Source organism: Peribacillus sp. SIMBA_075, assembly GCF_046534585.1.
The window spans coordinates 13,600-30,537 of sequence record NZ_JAWRYN010000034.1 but is presented as its reverse complement, the minus strand read 5'-3'; the positions used below and the strand labels follow the sequence as shown (position 1 = coordinate 30,537).

The 16,938-nt window shown below is 41.5% G+C and carries 12 protein-coding genes; 1 reads left to right on the top strand and 11 read right to left on the bottom strand.

The features are described from left to right. Positions 1-101: 101 nt before the first annotated feature. The 11 genes from SB775_RS20150 to SB775_RS20100 form a co-directional block, all read right to left on the bottom strand. Complete coding sequence (locus SB775_RS20150; protein ID WP_061461137.1) at positions 102-317, bottom strand: hypothetical protein; 216 nt, start codon at positions 315-317, stop codon at positions 102-104. Positions 318-333: 16 nt separating this feature from the next. Continuing rightward, entirely contained in the window at positions 334-1,818 is a 1,485-nt protein-coding gene (locus SB775_RS20145) for an NCS1 family transporter (protein WP_410862990.1), read from the bottom strand. A 42-nt stretch (positions 1,819-1,860) separates the two neighbouring features. Beyond that, on the bottom strand, positions 1,861-3,279 hold the full coding sequence (hydA, locus tag SB775_RS20140; RefSeq protein WP_410862988.1) for a dihydropyrimidinase: 1,419 nt from the start codon (positions 3,277-3,279) through the stop codon (positions 1,861-1,863). 14 nt (positions 3,280-3,293) lie between these two features. After that, positions 3,294-4,580: an NAD-dependent dihydropyrimidine dehydrogenase subunit PreA gene (preA, locus tag SB775_RS20135; RefSeq protein ID WP_410862986.1), complete on the bottom strand. Its 1,287-nt coding sequence runs from the start codon at positions 4,578-4,580 to the stop codon at positions 3,294-3,296. 26 nt (positions 4,581-4,606) lie between these two features. Then, positions 4,607-5,965, bottom strand: a complete 1,359-nt coding sequence (locus SB775_RS20130; protein ID WP_410863011.1) for an NAD(P)-dependent oxidoreductase — start codon at positions 5,963-5,965, stop codon at positions 4,607-4,609. 702 nt (positions 5,966-6,667) lie between these two features. After that, entirely contained in the window at positions 6,668-7,930 is a 1,263-nt protein-coding gene (gene hflX / locus SB775_RS20125) for a GTPase HflX (protein ID WP_410862985.1), read from the bottom strand. A 409-nt stretch (positions 7,931-8,339) separates the two neighbouring features. Further along, positions 8,340-10,463 (bottom strand): heavy metal translocating P-type ATPase, encoded by a 2,124-nt coding sequence (locus tag SB775_RS20120; protein WP_410862983.1) that lies wholly within the window; start codon positions 10,461-10,463, stop codon positions 8,340-8,342. Continuing rightward, the gene (locus SB775_RS20115) at positions 10,456-10,827 is read right to left on the bottom strand and encodes an ArsR/SmtB family transcription factor (RefSeq protein ID WP_061461131.1); all 372 of its coding nucleotides are present in this window, start codon (positions 10,825-10,827) and stop codon (positions 10,456-10,458) included. Before SB775_RS20115 ends, SB775_RS20120 begins: the two co-directional genes overlap by 8 nt. A 560-nt stretch (positions 10,828-11,387) precedes the next feature. Beyond that, positions 11,388-11,588 (bottom strand): cold-shock protein, encoded by a 201-nt coding sequence (locus SB775_RS20110; RefSeq protein WP_034304915.1) that lies wholly within the window; start codon positions 11,586-11,588, stop codon positions 11,388-11,390. 322 nt (positions 11,589-11,910) lie between these two features. Further along, positions 11,911-13,605: a methyl-accepting chemotaxis protein gene (locus SB775_RS20105; RefSeq protein ID WP_410862981.1), complete on the bottom strand. Its 1,695-nt coding sequence runs from the start codon at positions 13,603-13,605 to the stop codon at positions 11,911-11,913. Positions 13,606-13,617: 12 nt separating this feature from the next. Further along, positions 13,618-14,787, bottom strand: coding sequence for an ATP-grasp domain-containing protein (locus SB775_RS20100; protein WP_410862979.1), 1,170 nt, complete (start codon positions 14,785-14,787; stop codon positions 13,618-13,620). A gap of 383 nt (positions 14,788-15,170) precedes the next feature. On the opposite strand from SB775_RS20100, the gene SB775_RS20095 reads away from it, so the two are divergent. Continuing rightward, entirely contained in the window at positions 15,171-16,916 is a 1,746-nt protein-coding gene (locus SB775_RS20095) for an ABC transporter ATP-binding protein (RefSeq protein ID WP_410862977.1), read from the top strand. The last annotated feature ends 22 nt before the right edge of the window (positions 16,917-16,938 follow it).

Below are 16,938 nucleotides of genomic sequence, written 5' to 3'. Positions count from 1 at the left end.
TCACTTTCAGCATCTATCGTTTCCTCTTAGAATGTTAAAATCTAAACATGCACAAGAAAAAGGACCCATTCATGAGGAATAGGCCCGGTCCATAACTAATTTTAATTTAACTTCTTGTAAAGCAACGTAGAGAAATATTTTCTTCCTTCCGGGGTTTTAATGTTCAATTGCTTCCATTCCTGCTTCGTTCCTTCAATCAGTTCAAAATCGAGAAAAGCTCCGCTTAAATTTTCTGAAACCCGGGTGATTCGATATCCTTTTTCAAGTAAATAATCGATTTGTTCCCTTTCTAAGCGATAGTCTTGATATTCGGACATTCCCATTCCCCCTTTTTTATAGGTTCTCCTTGCCAGCTGAAACCGTAAAAACCGTCTCTTCTTCTAGTTCTAGACCCTTTTCGATTTTCCAATCCCTTCCGACGGAAATACCCAAATATTTCTCATCGCTGGGATCAATGATTTCAGCCTGTTCATATTTCTTGAACCACCAATACTTAGCCAATATATAATAACTTGCACTGCCAAGAACAAAGCCAATAATAAACGAATAATTCGAAAAAACCGTTGCACCAATTCCTCCAATCACCCAAGAAATGATTCCTGCCCAATTCACTCCATTCAAGTATTTATACTGGCCTTCACTCTCATAGAGTTCTTGTACATTAACCCGCCGTTTACGGAGAAAATAATAATCTGCTACCAGGATGCCGACAATGGATGCCAGGATTCCACCTATTATTAATAAAACTTCTATTATTATGCCGAACAGGCTCCATGGCTGAACCACTATCCCAATGACCCCCGCTACAACGACTCCCATCCAAAACGGCAATTTAGGACCCAGGATATTGGAGAAAATGGTAGCTGCGGGAATAACATTGGCCGTAGTATTCGTCGACCATTGAGCAAATACGATCATGATTAAAAGGACGCCGAGAGCAACCCCACTTGCTGATTCCTGTATAGCAACTACGGGATCATAATTGGAAACAGCCATATAGGAAACCGCACCGATAATGACCATGAACGTCTGAGTGATGGGATAGGTGATAATATTCCCAATTATCTGCCCCTTATTGCGCTTGAACCAGTTTTTTTCATTTTTTGGTGCTTTTATATAGCGGGAGAGGGTCGGCATATCTGCAGTCAATGTGCCCCAAAACCCCATATTTGCCATAATGACGACCATGAAAGCCGTAGCGGCAGCCCCGCCAGTGACCGGACTTTCAATCCAGGACCATACATCTCTTCCTTGGGCCACAGCTTTATCGGAAAGGGTAAAATACATCCAGCCAGAAATTAAAATGATAACAGGCGCTGCCAAGTCGGCAAAACGTTCTATCGATTTTATTCCCATTGCCGTGTTGACCAATTGTAAAACGGCAAAAATGAGGAAGCAGGTAAACCAATTATCAAAATCAAAAAGGGTTGTAAAGATAGCATTCATTGCAGTAGCTCCAAAGTAAGTGTTAAGACCAAACCAGCATGAAGCTACAAACCCCCGTACAACCGAAGGGATATGGGTTCCTATCGTACCGAACGGCGCCCTCATATAGACTGGGAATGATATTCCATGTTCAACACCAATATCCCCTGTCATTGTCATCAAAAATCCGAGAACCACACAGGCAATGACCGTTGCAAGAACGACCCAGCCTAAGGATAAACTTTGAACACCATTCCCGCCAATCGCGAAGGCAGCCAATACTACAGCCATGCCCACCCAAATGAAACCAAATCCGGCTGCACTTATGTTTTTCTCACTATGAGGTATAGGCAGCAAATCGGGAGACTTTAAATAATCTTTCTTCTCACTCATATAAAATCCCCCTATATTAATTTGCAAGATTCCTTACCGAAGTTATACTGAAAGCTTTTTCCCTGTATCCTGCTTCAGCGCCGCATTATATTTTGCCCGTTTCAAGAATTGCCCTTTTCCAGCTTCGCCTACAAATTGTTTGTCTTTAATGACGAATTGACCTCTGGATAGGACGGAAACCGGTTCACCTGTAATTTCCATACCTTCAAACGCATTATAATCCACAGCCATGTGATGAGTATCTGCAGAAATGGTTCTTTCAACTTCCGGGTCAAAAATGACAATATCAGCATCCGAACCTACTGCAATCGTCCCTTTCTTAGGGAATAATCCAAATAGTTTGGCCGCACGCGTAGAGGTCATGTCGACAAATTGATTCAAGGTAATGCGCTCTTTCATGACCCCTTCAGAAAAGAGGATACTCATGCGGTCCTCAATCGTTGGGCCGCCGTTTGGTATTTTCGTGAAATCTTCACGTCCAAGGTCCTTCTGACCCTTAAAATCAAAAGAGCATTGATCTGAGCCGATCGTTTGCAATTGTCCCATTTTTAAAGCATTCCATAGCACTTCCTGGTTTTTCTTCTCCCTTAATGGTGGGGACCATACATACTTAGATCCTTCGAAATGGGGCTTTTCAAGATAAGACTGGTCAAGGACCAAATATTGCGGACAGGTCTCCCCCCAAATATCCACCCCTTTATTTCTTGCCTCGATAATCTTTTCAACTGCATCTTCACAGGTGACATGAACGACATAGAGCTGACCGTTTGCCATTTCCGTCAGTTTAGCTGCCCTTCCGGTTGCTTCACCTTCAAGCTCCGGCGGTCTTGTTAACGCATGGTAAATTGGATCGGTGTTACCTTCAGCAAGCGCCTTCTTTGTAAGATAATCGATGACATCACCATTTTCGGCGTGAACCATGACTAGTGCCCCAAGTTCCTTTGCTTGCAACAAAGTGCGGAATAGTGTGGCATCATCTGCTTGAAAAACATTCTTGTAGGCCATGAACACTTTAAAGGAGGAAATCCCTTCATTATCGATGATACTTGGCAACTCAGCCAATACATCATCATTAATCTCACTGATCATTAAATGAAAACCATAATCTATGGCGGCCTTTTCGTTTGCCTTTTCATGCCATGTTTCAATCGCGTTCTTTAACGGCACCCCTTTTTCGGTCAAACAAAAGTCGATGATCGTTGTCGTTCCTCCATATGCAGCGGCAATCGTACCTGTTTCATAATCATCCTTTGTGGTTGTCCCGCCAAACGGCATATCGAGATGGGTATGTGGGTCAATGCCCCCCGGAAAAATATAAGCTCCTTTTGCATCAATGATTTCAGCCCCCTCAGCAGGCAGGTCCTTGCCAATCATTGCAATCTTCTCATTTTCAATTAATATATCTGCTTGATACGTATCTGCAGCCGTTGCAATCGTTCCATTTTTAATGATTTTCTTCAAATTCGATCCCTCCATCATTTTACGAAATCAACACTTTCACTGCCGATGCCCCCAAGTAATGATTGGCGTTCATTCCACGTCATTGGCGGTAATTCATTTGTCAATTCAATCATATCGATTGCCCCATCGACAGGACATACGATCGAGCAAAGATTACATCCTACGCACTCTTCTTCGCGCACCCTCAAGTAGGAGCTGCCTGATGTGTCCTTTAACATATCTATACATTGATGAGAAGTATCTTCACAGGCAATATGGCATTTGTTGCAGTTAATGCACACATCATTATTAATGCGCGCAACTACCTTATAATTAAGATCTAAATTCCCCCAATCGGAATAGCGCGGTACAGACTTACCGACAATATCCATCACAGACGATATCCCTTTTTCATCAAGGTAATTGGACAGGCCATCAATCATGTCCTCCACTATCCTAAAACCGTGATGCATGGCAGCCGTACAAATTTGCACTCCGGTTGAACCCATCAGTAAAAATTCCACTGTATCCTGCCAATTTGAAATGCCGCCTATTCCTGAGATGGGAACATTAATCATTGGATTCCTTGCACACTCTGCCACCATGTTCAATGCGATTGGCTTCACAGCAGGACCACAATACCCTCCATGAGCCCCCTTGCCGCCTACATGGGGAATCGTATTCCATGAATGAATATCCACTCCCGCTAAGCTGTTAATCGTATTGATCATGCTTATTGCATCCGCACCGCCGCGCACCGCCGCTTCAGCCGTAACCGTAATGTCGGTTATATTCGGTGTAAGCTTGACGATGACAGGTTTGGATGCTGCTTCCTTCGCCCAATATGTTTGCTTTTCCACAAGTTCGGGAACCTGTCCCGAAGCAGCTCCCATCCCACGCTCTGCCATACCGTGCGGGCAGCCAAAGTTCAACTCGTAACCATCGACACCTACATCTTCTATACGCTTGATGATTTCATGCCACTTGTCCTGTTGCGGCTCCACCATAACTGATGCAATGATTGCATGATCAGGGAACCTCTTCTTCGTTTCATATATTTCTTTCAAATTCACTTCAAGCGGCCTATCCGTAATTAATTCTATATTGTTGAACCCGGCGACTCTTTGTCCATTAAAACTGACCGCTGCAAAACGTGATGAGACATTCAGGATGGGGTCACCCAATGTCTTCCATACAGCTCCTCCCCAGCCAGCTTCAAATGCACGCTGAACTTGATAGCCCGAATTAGTAGGTGGTGCTGAAGCAAGCCAAAAAGGATTGGGAGATTTAATACCTGCAAGATCAATTGATAAATCAGCCATGATAAGCCTCCTAATTTTCATTATTATTAAGCAATATCCACCGCTCCGCCCATCAAAATCGAGTCAATTTCATAGGCTGTCTTTTTCCCTTGCTGGGCAGCTGAAACAACCATTGCCTCACCTTGGCCTTTTCCGAAAATCACATCACCGCACGCAAAAACTTTTTCATTCGATGTTCTGTAGGAGGATCCTTCCAAAGTAACTACACCACCATCATGTTGTATGCCAAACTGTTCAATCAATCCTACATACCTCGATTGGCCTATAGCGCGAATGACCCCATCGACAGGTATGACGAACTCTGATCCGGAAATTGTGACTGGACGGCGCCGGCCATCTTCCCCAGCCTCGCTAAGCATCATTTTCACACACTCGATGCCCGTTACCTGACCGCTTTCATCCGACAGGATTCTGGAAGGGTTAGTCAGCCAGTGAAACCCGACACCCTCTTGTTTGGCAAACTCATATTCAAAATCATAAGCTGTCATTTCCTTTTGGGTACGACGATATATAATACTCACTTGCTCGGCACCTAGGCGTACAGAACAGGTCGCGGCATCGATCGCCGTATTTCCGGCCCCAATTACCGCCATCTTCTTCCCAATGAATTTATCAGTGATGCCCTCCGTTTTCGTTGCCTTGACGAAATCGATTGCATCATAAACCTCAGCCAAATCCTCTCCTTCTATTCCAAGCTTAGGAACAGCGGACATGCCAATAGCTAAAATGACCGCATCATAGTCGGCAGTCAGCTGATTTACGGAAACATCAACCCCGACCTGTGTATTCGTTTTAATTTCTACATCCAGACTCTTTACTTGTTCGACCTCCCAATAAGAAATGCTCTGAGGCAAACGGAACGATACAATTCCGTAAGTATTTAATCCGCCTGGATTTTTTTCAGCTTCGAAAATGGTTACACTGTAGCCAAGCAAGGCTAATTCTCTTGCTGCAGATAAGCCCGCTGGACCGCTTCCTACAATGGCAACTTTTTTGCCATTCTTCTTCCCGGTCTTAAAAAGGGCTTGTTTATTTTGGATGGCCCAATCTGTGGAATAACGCTGGAGGTCGCCAATCATGATTGGCTTTGTAGAATGGTTCAGGACACATGCCCCCTCACATAACTCTTCAGTCGGACATACCCGCGCGCAGCTGGCACCGACGGGATTGGCCGTCATAATCGTCTTGGCCGACCCTTTAAAATTACCTGAAGCTATCTTCTTGATAAAACTCGGAATATCTATCCCTGTCGGACAGGCTTGGATACATGGGGCTTCATAGCAGTATAAACATCGATTCGATTCTTCCAAAGCTTCCCTTGGGGACAGCCCCCTCTCCGCTTCCTGAAAGTTAATCTCTAGGCCACCTTTTAACGGGCTCGTCATACTCATCTACTATTCTCCTTCCAAACATTTATTTTTTCGAAAAATAAAAAGGGAGGAATTGCATGCATTTCTCTAATAATACAATCCTCACATTTAAAGGATTGAAACATTGCAACATGGTTTTTCATCAATTTATTCAACAGACAGTCATGGCGATTTCCTTGCCAAAATTCTCACGTACATTTTATTATTTTCTCACTGGCCACGCCTGGTCCCTTCCTTCGGCATAAAAAGAAGCCCCCCCTACTAATCTTAAAAACTCAAATCCTGATGATTGATCTGAGAAATGAGTTATTCTTTATTTTATAATGTTAAAAAGTAAGTTACATTATACAAAGTGTAAAGTATTGCCAGCTGTCAGATATGCAATCTGTAATATCCATGTTATATTTCCTAACAACAAATGATAAACATCGTCATTTTTCTACATTCAAACTTAATATTCATCATACTTTCTGATATTCTTTGATGATTTGTTCAGAAAACCTATTTATCAACAATTTGTCCACATAAAAAAAAGCCCAGGAACTTTATTCAAGTTTTCCTGGGCTTATTATTTTTATCCACAACTTATGCACATAGCATATTGCTTTATTCTCTTTATTTTTGCGGAACAAAAGCATTACAACCAAAGTTATCCACATAACTAAATTTACTCCCCCACTTATCAACAAGCTGTTAACAACTTATCAACAGGAAGGTTCATTCTGGATGAATAACGTAACGATTATATTTTTCATAATCCGTTTTCTTGCACTCAAGCTTAATTCGATATCCGTTTTCCTCATATTCAGTTTCCGTTATATGACCATTTTCATTGAAATAAGAAACCAGCTGTCCTTGATCAAATGGAATAAGCATTTCACAATGAGTATAGTCGACAAAAATATGTCCGCGAATTTGATTGATCAATTCCTCAATGCCGACTTTGTTTTTTGCGGACATATATACAGATCCACGATTCACCTGCGGAATTTCCAAATCGGTAAGGTCCGCTTTATTATAGGCAAAAACCGTTGGAATCCCTTTAATGCCTATCTCTTCTAAAGTCTTATCAGTTATCTCTATTTGCTGCTCATGATTAGGGTTGGAAAAATCGACAACATGGATTAACAGATCCGCTTCTACCACTTCTTCTAATGTGGATCGGAATGCTTTCACAAGGTGATGGGGCAATTTAGACACAAAGCCCACCGTGTCCGTCAATAAGAATTCCTTTTTATCCGGAAGCGGAATGTTTCGAACGGATGTCTCAAGAGTAGCGAACAGCATATCCTTTTCCAAAACCTGCTTCTCGGCTGTTGGATGGAACATCCCGATCAGGACATTCATGATCGAAGATTTCCCTGCATTGGTATACCCTACTAAGGATACAACAGGGATGGAATTCTTTTTCCGCTGTTTTCTCTGCGTTTGCCGGTGCGCAACAAGCTCTTCCAATTCTTTATTCAAAACACTTATATTTTCCTCGATTCTCCTACGGTCAAGCTCTAACTGCTTTTCACCTGCCCCTTTGTTTGTGCCGACTCCACCACTTTGACGCCCTAATGACTCCCTTAAACCAACAAGGCGCGGGAGCATGTACTGAAGCTTTGCCACTTCTACCTGAAGCTGCGCTTCCTTCGTTTTCGCCCGGTGCGCGAAGATGTCAAGAATCAAGATTGTCCGATCGATCACCTTGCAATCCATGTCCCTCTCCAGGTTCCGAAGTTGCGAAGGTGAGAGCTGATCATTAAAAATGACGACGTTAGCTTCTTTATACTCAACGAGACTTTTTACTTCCTCAATCTTCCCGGTACCGATAAAATGTGATGAGTTCACCCGATGCAAATTTTGTGTGATGGCCCCTGCAACCTCTACCTCACATGCTTCCGTTAAATTGGCCAATTCCTCCATTGAATACTCAAAATCCTTTTGACCGTTGAGATTAACTCCAACCAAGATTGCCCTCTGCTGTAATTCCATCCTTTCAAATCCCTTCCTACATACCGTACTCCCTATAACCTTACACATAGCCATACCTATCATACTGCACTAAAAGTCAGCCACATTGTAGCATACTGACCATCACTTGCATAACGATTGCTTAGCCAAGCAAAATGTTCTTATTAGAATTCCTTTTACTAATAAATAAATTCAACAATAAATAACATGACTAAATATGACCTATCATGCTATATATCCTATTGATATTATTACTTTGGTTGAATAACATGATTTCCCTTGGACACCGTTATCACTTTCCCTGTTCAAATCTATTTACGTTTTCAAAGGAATATGGATGCATATTTTCCAAGTTTCACATGAAACAATCGGAAAGTGCATAACAAAGGCTCCCCAGCACCTTAAAATGCACCAGGGAGCCCATATTCTTTTATTCTTTTATTCTCAGTAATCTTAGGCTGTTCAATGTAACTAATAATGTTGCACCCATGTCGGCAAAAATCGCCATCCAAAGTGTTAACCAGCCAGGCGCTATCAATAATAAGGCCAGGATTTTAATCACCAATGAAAACGTGATGTTCTGCTTAATGATTTTTAATGTTTTGCGACTTAAGCGGATTGTATAAGGCAGCTTCGATAAGTCATCACCCATTAAGGCAATGTCGGCTGTTTCAAGGGCCGTATCAGTACCTGCCCCGCCCATGGCAATCCCTACCGTGGAAGCTGCCAAGGCAGGCGCATCATTGACACCATCGCCCACCATGGCCACTCGATCATATTTTTGTTTCCATCGTTTGATGATGGTCAGTTTATCTTGTGGCAATAGCTCCGCCTCAATCTCCTGAACCCCTGCTGCAGCTCCAATTACTTTTGCTGTTCCGATATTATCCCCAGTCAGCATTATCGTTTTTTCAATGCCCAATGCATGCAGTTTCCGAATTGCTTCCTTACTGCTTTCCCTTATTTCATCAGCCACCGCAATGAGTGCCAGGAGCTTCATTTGATCACCTAGCACCATCACTGTTTTCCCTGCATTTTGAAAGCCGGTGATCAGTTTTAGGACATCATTAGGGAAAACTATACCTGCCACTTCTTCAAGAAGATGGGGTTTACCAATGTAATAGATTTCTTGATTGATTTTCCCTTTTATACCTTTACCGGTGATTGCTGTAAAATCCTCGACCAATAAAGAATGATAGTCCACGTCATTTTGTTCCGCCTTTTGAAGAATGGCCGTGGCAAGGGGGTGCTGTGATCTGCTTTCTAAAGCGGCAGCGATCGCTAGCACGTCCTGTTCATTCAACACATCAGACAATACTGTGAAATCAGTCACTTCAGGTACACCCTTTGTTAAAGTACCCGTTTTATCAAACGCAATCGCCTTCAAGGCTCCTGCTTCCTCCAAATGGACCCCGCCTTTAATCAGCACACCATGCTTAGCAGCATTTCCGATTGCTGTCACAATGGCGATGGGCGTTGAAATGACCAAAGCACAAGGACAACCGACAACCAGTACAGCCAATCCCCGGTAAATCCATTCACTCCAATTTCCATTGTTCACAAGCGGGGGTAACACGGCAATGACCAAGGCAATGAGCATAATAGCCGGCGTATAAAATTTTGCGAACTTATCCACGAAAGCCTGGGAAGGGGCCTTTTCTGCCTGTGCTTCTTCAACAAGGTGGATGATTTTTGCAATCGTCGTATCCTCGACCCGCTTCGTGACCTCCACTTCGAGCAGCCCTTCCCCATTTAAGGTTCCAGCAAATACTTCACCCTCAACCGTTTTGAAAACCGGCTCGGATTCCCCTGTAATGGCTGCTTGATTAAGTGTCGAGGCCCCTTTCATGATCCTTCCATCCATGGCAATCTTTTGGCCGGGTTTAACGATCATGATATCGCCCACTTCAATCTCACCAACAGCAACCATCATTTCGTGATGCCCTCTTAGGATCAAGGCTTCTTTAGGTGCGATATTCATTAAGGATTCTATGGAATTACGTGCTTTATCCATTGAGTATTTTTCCAGCGCTTCACTTATTGCAAATAGAATGACGACAGTTGCCCCCTCGCCCCATTCACCCAGCACGGCCGCTCCGATGATGGCAACCGTCATAAGGGTGTGCATATCAAAACGAAGTCTGGCAAGATTTTTCAACCCATTGAAAAATAATGAATATCCTCCAACTATGATTGCAGCCGCATAACCGATTATCGGCATGATGCCTCCATCAACATATTGCTTATCCAATATCCAACTGATAAGCAGAAGGATAACCGAGAACACCACTTTAATATTTTCTTTTTGCTTCCAAATTGGTTCCCTTTGCGTCACCTGTTCCTGTTCATCCCGGATTCTCAGGTTATCAAATGCCCCCGCCTTTTCAATCTCTTCAATTGTCGCGCTTCCCTGTATAGAAATTTTTGAAGCACCAAAGTTAATTTTGGCTTCCTTCACACCCTCCAGATCACGGACATTGTTTTCAAATTTAGCAGCACAATTCGTGCAGGATAGACCCTGAATACGATACGTTTTTAATGGGGACTCAGCCATCGACCTTTACCTCCTGCTGATGTTCTAATGCAATGAGAATCAATTGCTTTATATGGTGATCATCCAAAGAATAAAAAGCTAACTTTCCTTCTTTTCGGTATTTTACGATTGCATGTTTATAAAGTGTACGAAGATGATGTGACGTTGTCGCCATCGAAGCACCAATGATATTGGCCAGATCGCACACACACAATTCTTCGTCCGTACAGAGCGCATAAGCTATCTTCGCCCTATTTTCATCACCTATCACCTTAAACAGCTTCGACATGCTGGATATATTCACCTGGCTCATCTCTTCTTGTATGCGATTAACCTTCACTTCATCATGCAGGTGGACATCACATACATCTTTCAGTTCCGTCACCTTCTCACACCTCTCATTCAAATCTGCGTTTGATTATAATATAACATAATTCCCCGAATATTCAAATCCATATTTGAATGTTTAAGAATCTTTCCCCTTCCTCCAAACGGCATAGTGAAAGTACCCTATATGTCTTTATATGTGGGTATCACTTTTTTGTTTCACATCCACGATTTTGCTCGCCCCCCTAGAATGTTGCTGAACAAAAAAAAGACAGGCCCCAGAATATCCGCCTGTCCTCTTTTTTAGGAACCCATCCATCCTTCTCGAATCGCGTGAACCGAAACTTTTATCTGCCAGTGACAAAAAAAAGAAGTCCTTCACGCCCCTTCAATCCAATGATTTCAGTAATTCCCTATCCGTACCTTGATAAGTATAATATATTTAATTTAGTATTTTCTTGAAGAACTATGATATACTTAGTCAAACCTTTTTAAGCGTTTTACTTTACTTGTACCATTTACCCTGCTCATCATTGAGCAGGGTTTTTTGTTATATATTTTCACAAAACAAAAAAGACAGACCCTATAACTAGGATCTGTCTTTATTTGTTTTTGAAATTATGCTTTTTGAACGTTAGAAGCTTGAGGTCCACGTTGACCTTGTTCTACTTCAAAAGTAACTTCTTGGCCTTCGTCTAAAGATTTGAAACCTTCGCTTTGGATAGCTGAGAAATGTACGAATACGTCGTCTCCGTTTTCGCGTTCGATGAATCCAAAACCTTTTTCTGCGTTAAACCATTTCACTTTACCTTGTTCCATTGTTGTTGCCTCCTAGTGCATTTAAGCACATTGTATTACTATCCTTGCTCTAAGTCATCATCGAAAACGAAAAGTAGTACTTTTAGTATCCTTAGTACCGAACAAAAATAATTAAGACTAAGCATAACATTAAATGGCAGCGATTGCAAATAGTTTGGGCAAACTTTTTTCAAGCAATTTTTAATACTCTTTAAATTCATCAAATAAGCATGAATGGACTCTATGTGTTATAGCTTACTGGCCCAGATGACATCTCACATGCATTTCACAAACAAAAACATCCCGTAACGGGATGTTTTTGTAGATGCTCACATCAAAAAATTTATTTTTTCGTAATAAACTTTTCCACCATCTCTTCTAATATGGCCGCTTCGTTTGCTACCTCTTCGTTTTGCTCTTTCAATCCAGTCATTATGGAGCTTTGTTGAATTGCAGCCGCAGAGATTTGCTCCGTTGTTGCGACTCCCTCTTCTGAAATCGCTGCTATTTCCTGAATGGATGCCAGACTTTCATCCGAGGACTCGTTGATTTTTTTCGAATGGGTCGCTAATTGTTCTGTGCCTTCCAACAATCTCTCTACGGATTCAAATATCTTATTGAAAATCTCGCCATTGTTTTCCACTAAGGAAACACCATTTAAGATATCCTGGAAACTTCCATCGTTATTTTGGATGACTTTGGCTGTTTGTTCATTAATCCGTATGATCGATTCTGAAATGATATCAATGGATTCATCTGTTTGCACAGCCAATTTTTGCACCTCTTGAGCGACTACAGCAAAACCCCTGCCGGCATCCCCCGCCCGTGCCGCTTCTATGGAAGCATTAAGGGATAGCAGGTTCGTTTGAGAAGCAATGACCCTTATTAAGCCTATCACTTCATTTATCTTCACTACATCCTCTTCCAGGCTCACCAAATTGACTTTATTCGCTTGGCCATTTTCCAAGATTTTATCCATCTGGCTCGTTACATCCTGCACTTGTTTACTTCCTTGTTTTGCAAGTGTATTCGCATGCATGGTAAATTCATTCATTTTATTCGTTTGCTCGCTCATTAAACGGATTGTATCCGTTAAGTCACTGATCATATTGGAAATTCGGTCAATATGATGGGCACGTTCTTCTGAAGCTTTTGCCTCTTCCGTTGTCCCCGTTACTATCTGGCCATAGGATTCCACCATCTCTTCAAAGGATTGGTGAATGGACACTGTCGTTTGATTCATCTTTTGAGCATGTTCACGGACATTCTGAATTATATGGGACAAACTTAATCTCATTTCTTCGAATCCATATGACAGATCGCCAATCTCATCCTGTCTGCCAATGGGAATCGATTTACTTAAGTCCCCTTCTGCCATTTCATTCGTGTAACCAACAAGCTCATTGACGGGTCCCGAGATCTTTTTACCGATGACAACGGCGCATAGCATGCCTAATATAATGGCACTTGCAAGAAATAAGATATTATAGAATATCATTGTGCTTTTCAATTCATCAATGAATTTTGCATCCATATCGATTCCGACAATCGCGTCCGTTCCCTTGATTGGCGTAAAGTACGACTTGTGTGTTCCCCACTTATCTTTATATATTTCACTCAAGACGTCTTCGCTTCCATTTATCGATTTTGCCTGTTCCGGCGTGAAAGGGGATTCAACCATGAAGTCCTCGCTGCCGTTCAGGGCTACAATCATTTCGGCATCATTCTCCCGCTTCAGTACATAAACATATTCAATACCCTTTTTATCTTCAACAAAGGCATCTAATTTCCGCTTAATTTCTTCTCCCCGTACCGAAGCATTGTTTATCAAAGTGGGATTGAGGCTTGCTGCTAAACTGTGGGCATTTTCAGAAAGACGCTCATCGAATTGCGGAAGGACATTTTCATTGATCATTTTATTAGTAATATAGGAAAAGCAAAGGCCCATGGCCCCTGCGAAAAGTACGAATGGAATAACATAAAACGAGAATAGTTTTGCCAGCAAAGATTTTTTAGGATTTAGCTTTGAAAATCTCATTTCCGTGCCCCCTTAGATGAAAACCAGGTGTTTTATAGTCAAATATGGTATTAAGTCCAAATGAAGCAATTGGAGATTTTCATTCAAATCCTCACTTCTATAAAAGATGATGGCCATGCTCCGGTCATTTTGGAAAGGAAGCTGCCTATATTCCAATACATGTTCGAATTCATGACGAAGTCCATCATGATCAATACATGAAACATCCTCCAGATTTATTTCCAGTGGAACCTCTGCAAAGAAAAAGCTATATATATGATTGTCCATCTCTTCCAATATCCGATTCCAATCGGGTTTCGTTCCTGAAAAATAGTGCCCATACATATTCATTCCATAGGCATGGTAACCTAGATCCGTTGTACCCGCCCCAGCAAAACGCAGGGGATTGATTTCGATGGGTATCACCCGGTCTCCCTTTTTGCGAATTTCAAAGTGTATAGGATAATTCCTAAGTGGAAGGACCGTTTGGGTATTCTTCATGAACTTTAGTGCATCATGATAGATTTCATTGATGGCCAACTTCGAAGTATAATAAATTCGATCGGAAGTATCGTAATCATCCTTGAATAATCGTTTGAAGACATTCAAAATGACCGGTTCACCATCTTGATTGTAATAGCCATCAATGGCATACTCTTCACCCTGAATCCACTCTTCTATTAAAACGGTATGGGAATCGACCACTTGTGAATCATATAATCCACCCGAATGAAGTACATCCGCTTTAAGCTGGTTCACGGCTATTTCCCAATCCTGCTCATTCTTGACTTTGTGCACCCCTACACTTGAATAGCCAATATTGGGTTTGATAACTACTGGATACGGTAGTTGATTTTTATCCAGGTCACCTATTATGGATAAATCGATATCTTGGAAATAGAAATCAGGATATAAAGATTTCGTCAAATTTCGCACCTGACTCTTATCCTTCAATAACTTTGACCAAATGTATTCATTGCTATTTGGTTGAAAATGACCTAATACTGTTATGCCATTTTCAGAGTTTGTAAGAATTCTTTTTTCCTTTTCCATGGACTTGAAAAATTCTATATCTTTTTGAATGTTTAGCTTTTCCGATGTTAAAGTGTCTCCCCATTGCCCTTGTTCCAGTACTGGAATTTGCTGTTTCTCTAACACCTTTAGAAGAATTGGCGACACAATGGACTCATTCAAAATAATCATTCTTTTCACCTAACTTATCTGTTTTTTGTATCTCCATATTTAATCGGTTAAAAGCGGTAAGTATTTAGCTTATGTAGGTATTTATTATTAAAAATGCATGAAAAATCAAGATATCAATATATCTTTTTACCTATCCCATCAGATCTAGCCTTGAGGTCCTTACACATACCATCGAATATTTAATTTTCTTGAATCTCATTAAAAAAGGCCGACACTATTTTAAGTGTCCGCCATATCTTTTCAAATTTATCATTCAGAAAAAGTTCACCAGTAATTTCGTGGAATAACTAAGACTAAATAGAAAAATACTTAGGAGTTCATATTCAATTCATAACTTTTTTATATACTTGCCCTATGAAGATCAAGAAAGGATGTATTAACATATGTCAGAAGAGAAAAAACAAAAAGGATGGCGCCAGTTCATTCGGTTAGTTCAACAAACGAAGCCTTCTAAACTAATGATAGGGATTGCATTGGCCTTAAGCCTAGGTACAACAGGTGTAGGTTTACTAGTCCCTTTATTCACAAAAAATCTAATTAATGATTTTTCGATCAGCTCACTAAGCACTGAACGGATCACCCTTCTCGTTCTTGCCATCATTGTTCAAGCATTGGCCAGTGGATTTTCCATCTATTTATTAAATCGAATCGGTCAATCTGTAGTGGCGGGTATCCGCGATCAGCTATGGAAAAAATTACTCGTATTACCCGTGAGTTATTTTGATGAGCATCCATCGGGTGAAACGGTCAGTCGAATGACAAATGATACAACTGTAGTGAAGGGATTAATCTCTGAACACCTCTCTAATTTCGTTACAGGCATCATTTCCATCGTTGGCTCCATGATCGTGTTATTTGTCCTGGATTGGAAAATGACATTGTTGATGTTCATTGCCATCCCACTCTCTGTTTTGATATTAATGCCACTAGGGAAAAAAATGCATAAAATTTCAAAAGGGATGCAGGACGAAACAGCAAGCTTCACCGCAGTCCTTCAGCAGGTGCTAACGGAAATCCGTCTTGTTAAAGCATCGAATGCAGAAGCCTTGGAATATCAAAATGGAAAAAAAGGAATCAACAAATTATTTCAATTTGGATTAAAAGAAGCAAAAATCCAAGCTTTGATTGCGCCGCTAATGAGTTTTGTCATGATGGCCTTACTCGTACTGATTTTAGGTTATGGGGGAATGCGTGTCTCTTCAGGAGCCCTGACAGCTGGAGCTTTAGTTGCATTCATTATGTACCTTTTCCAAATAATCATGCCAATGGCTCAATTAGCCAGCTTCTTTACGCAATTCCAAAAAGCTACGGGTGCAACAGAGCGCATCATTTCCATTTTGGATTCAGCAGAAGAAGAAGACGCGAAGCAGCCAGTTCAAAATATAAGTCAATCAATCAGCGTGGATCACCTGAACTATAGTTACAATAATGGAGAACAGGTACTTAAAGATATAAGCTTTAACGTTGAAGCTGGTAAGGTCACTGCAATTGTCGGACCAAGCGGCAGCGGAAAAACGACACTTTTCTCTTTATTCGAGCGTTTCTACAAACCACAGCAAGGCTCCATTTCCATAGGCGGGAAGTCCATAAATGATTTCACGCTCCTTTCATGGAGAAGCCAGATTGGTTATGTTTCACAGGAAAGTCCAATTGTATCAGGCACAATTCGAGATAATATTTGTTATGGAATGTATCGGGATATAACGGATGAGGAATTAAATCAAGTCGCTAAAATGGCGTATGCAGATCAGTTTATTTCCGAGCTTCCCAACGGATTTGATACAGAGGTTGGTGAAAGGGGCATGAAATTATCAGGCGGCCAAAGACAAAGAATTGCAATCGCTCGTGCATTTTTAAGAAACCCTAAAATATTAATGCTTGATGAAGCCACCTCCAGCCTAGACAGCAAATCGGAAAATGTCGTTCAACAGGCATTGAATGATTTAATGAAAGGCCGAACAACAATAGTTATCGCCCACCGCCTATCGACCGTTATCGGTTCAGATCAAATCATCTTCCTTGAAAAAGGGAGAATAACAGGCAGCGGTACACATAAAGAGCTGTATAATACGCATTCATTATATCGCGAATTTGCCCAACAGCAGTTGCACAAACTTGAACTGGCCTAATTCACCGAAAGGAAGGAAGAAG

Bases quoted from the DNA above. Each gene is read 5' to 3' on its own strand.
- SB775_RS20150 (WP_061461137.1), bottom strand. From the start codon at position 317: ATGTCCGAATATCAAGACTATCGCTTAGAAAGGGAACAAATCGATTAT.
- SB775_RS20145 (WP_410862990.1), bottom strand. From the start codon at position 1,818: ATGAGTGAGAAGAAAGATTATTTAAAGTCTCCCGATTTGCTGCCTATA.
- preA (WP_410862986.1), bottom strand. From the start codon at position 4,580: ATGGCTGATTTATCAATTGATCTTGCAGGTATTAAATCTCCCAATCCT.
- SB775_RS20130 (WP_410863011.1), bottom strand. From the start codon at position 5,965: ATGACGAGCCCGTTAAAAGGTGGCCTAGAGATTAACTTTCAGGAAGCG.
- hflX (WP_410862985.1), bottom strand. From the start codon at position 7,930: ATGGAATTACAGCAGAGGGCAATCTTGGTTGGAGTTAATCTCAACGGT.
- SB775_RS20120 (WP_410862983.1), bottom strand. From the start codon at position 10,463: ATGGCTGAGTCCCCATTAAAAACGTATCGTATTCAGGGTCTATCCTGC.
- SB775_RS20110 (WP_034304915.1), bottom strand. From the start codon at position 11,588: ATGGAACAAGGTAAAGTGAAATGGTTTAACGCAGAAAAAGGTTTTGGA.
- SB775_RS20105 (WP_410862981.1), bottom strand. From the start codon at position 13,605: ATGAGATTTTCAAAGCTAAATCCTAAAAAATCTTTGCTGGCAAAACTA.
- SB775_RS20100 (WP_410862979.1), bottom strand. From the start codon at position 14,787: ATGATTATTTTGAATGAGTCCATTGTGTCGCCAATTCTTCTAAAGGTG.
- SB775_RS20095 (WP_410862977.1), top strand. From the start codon at position 15,171: ATGTCAGAAGAGAAAAAACAAAAAGGATGGCGCCAGTTCATTCGGTTA.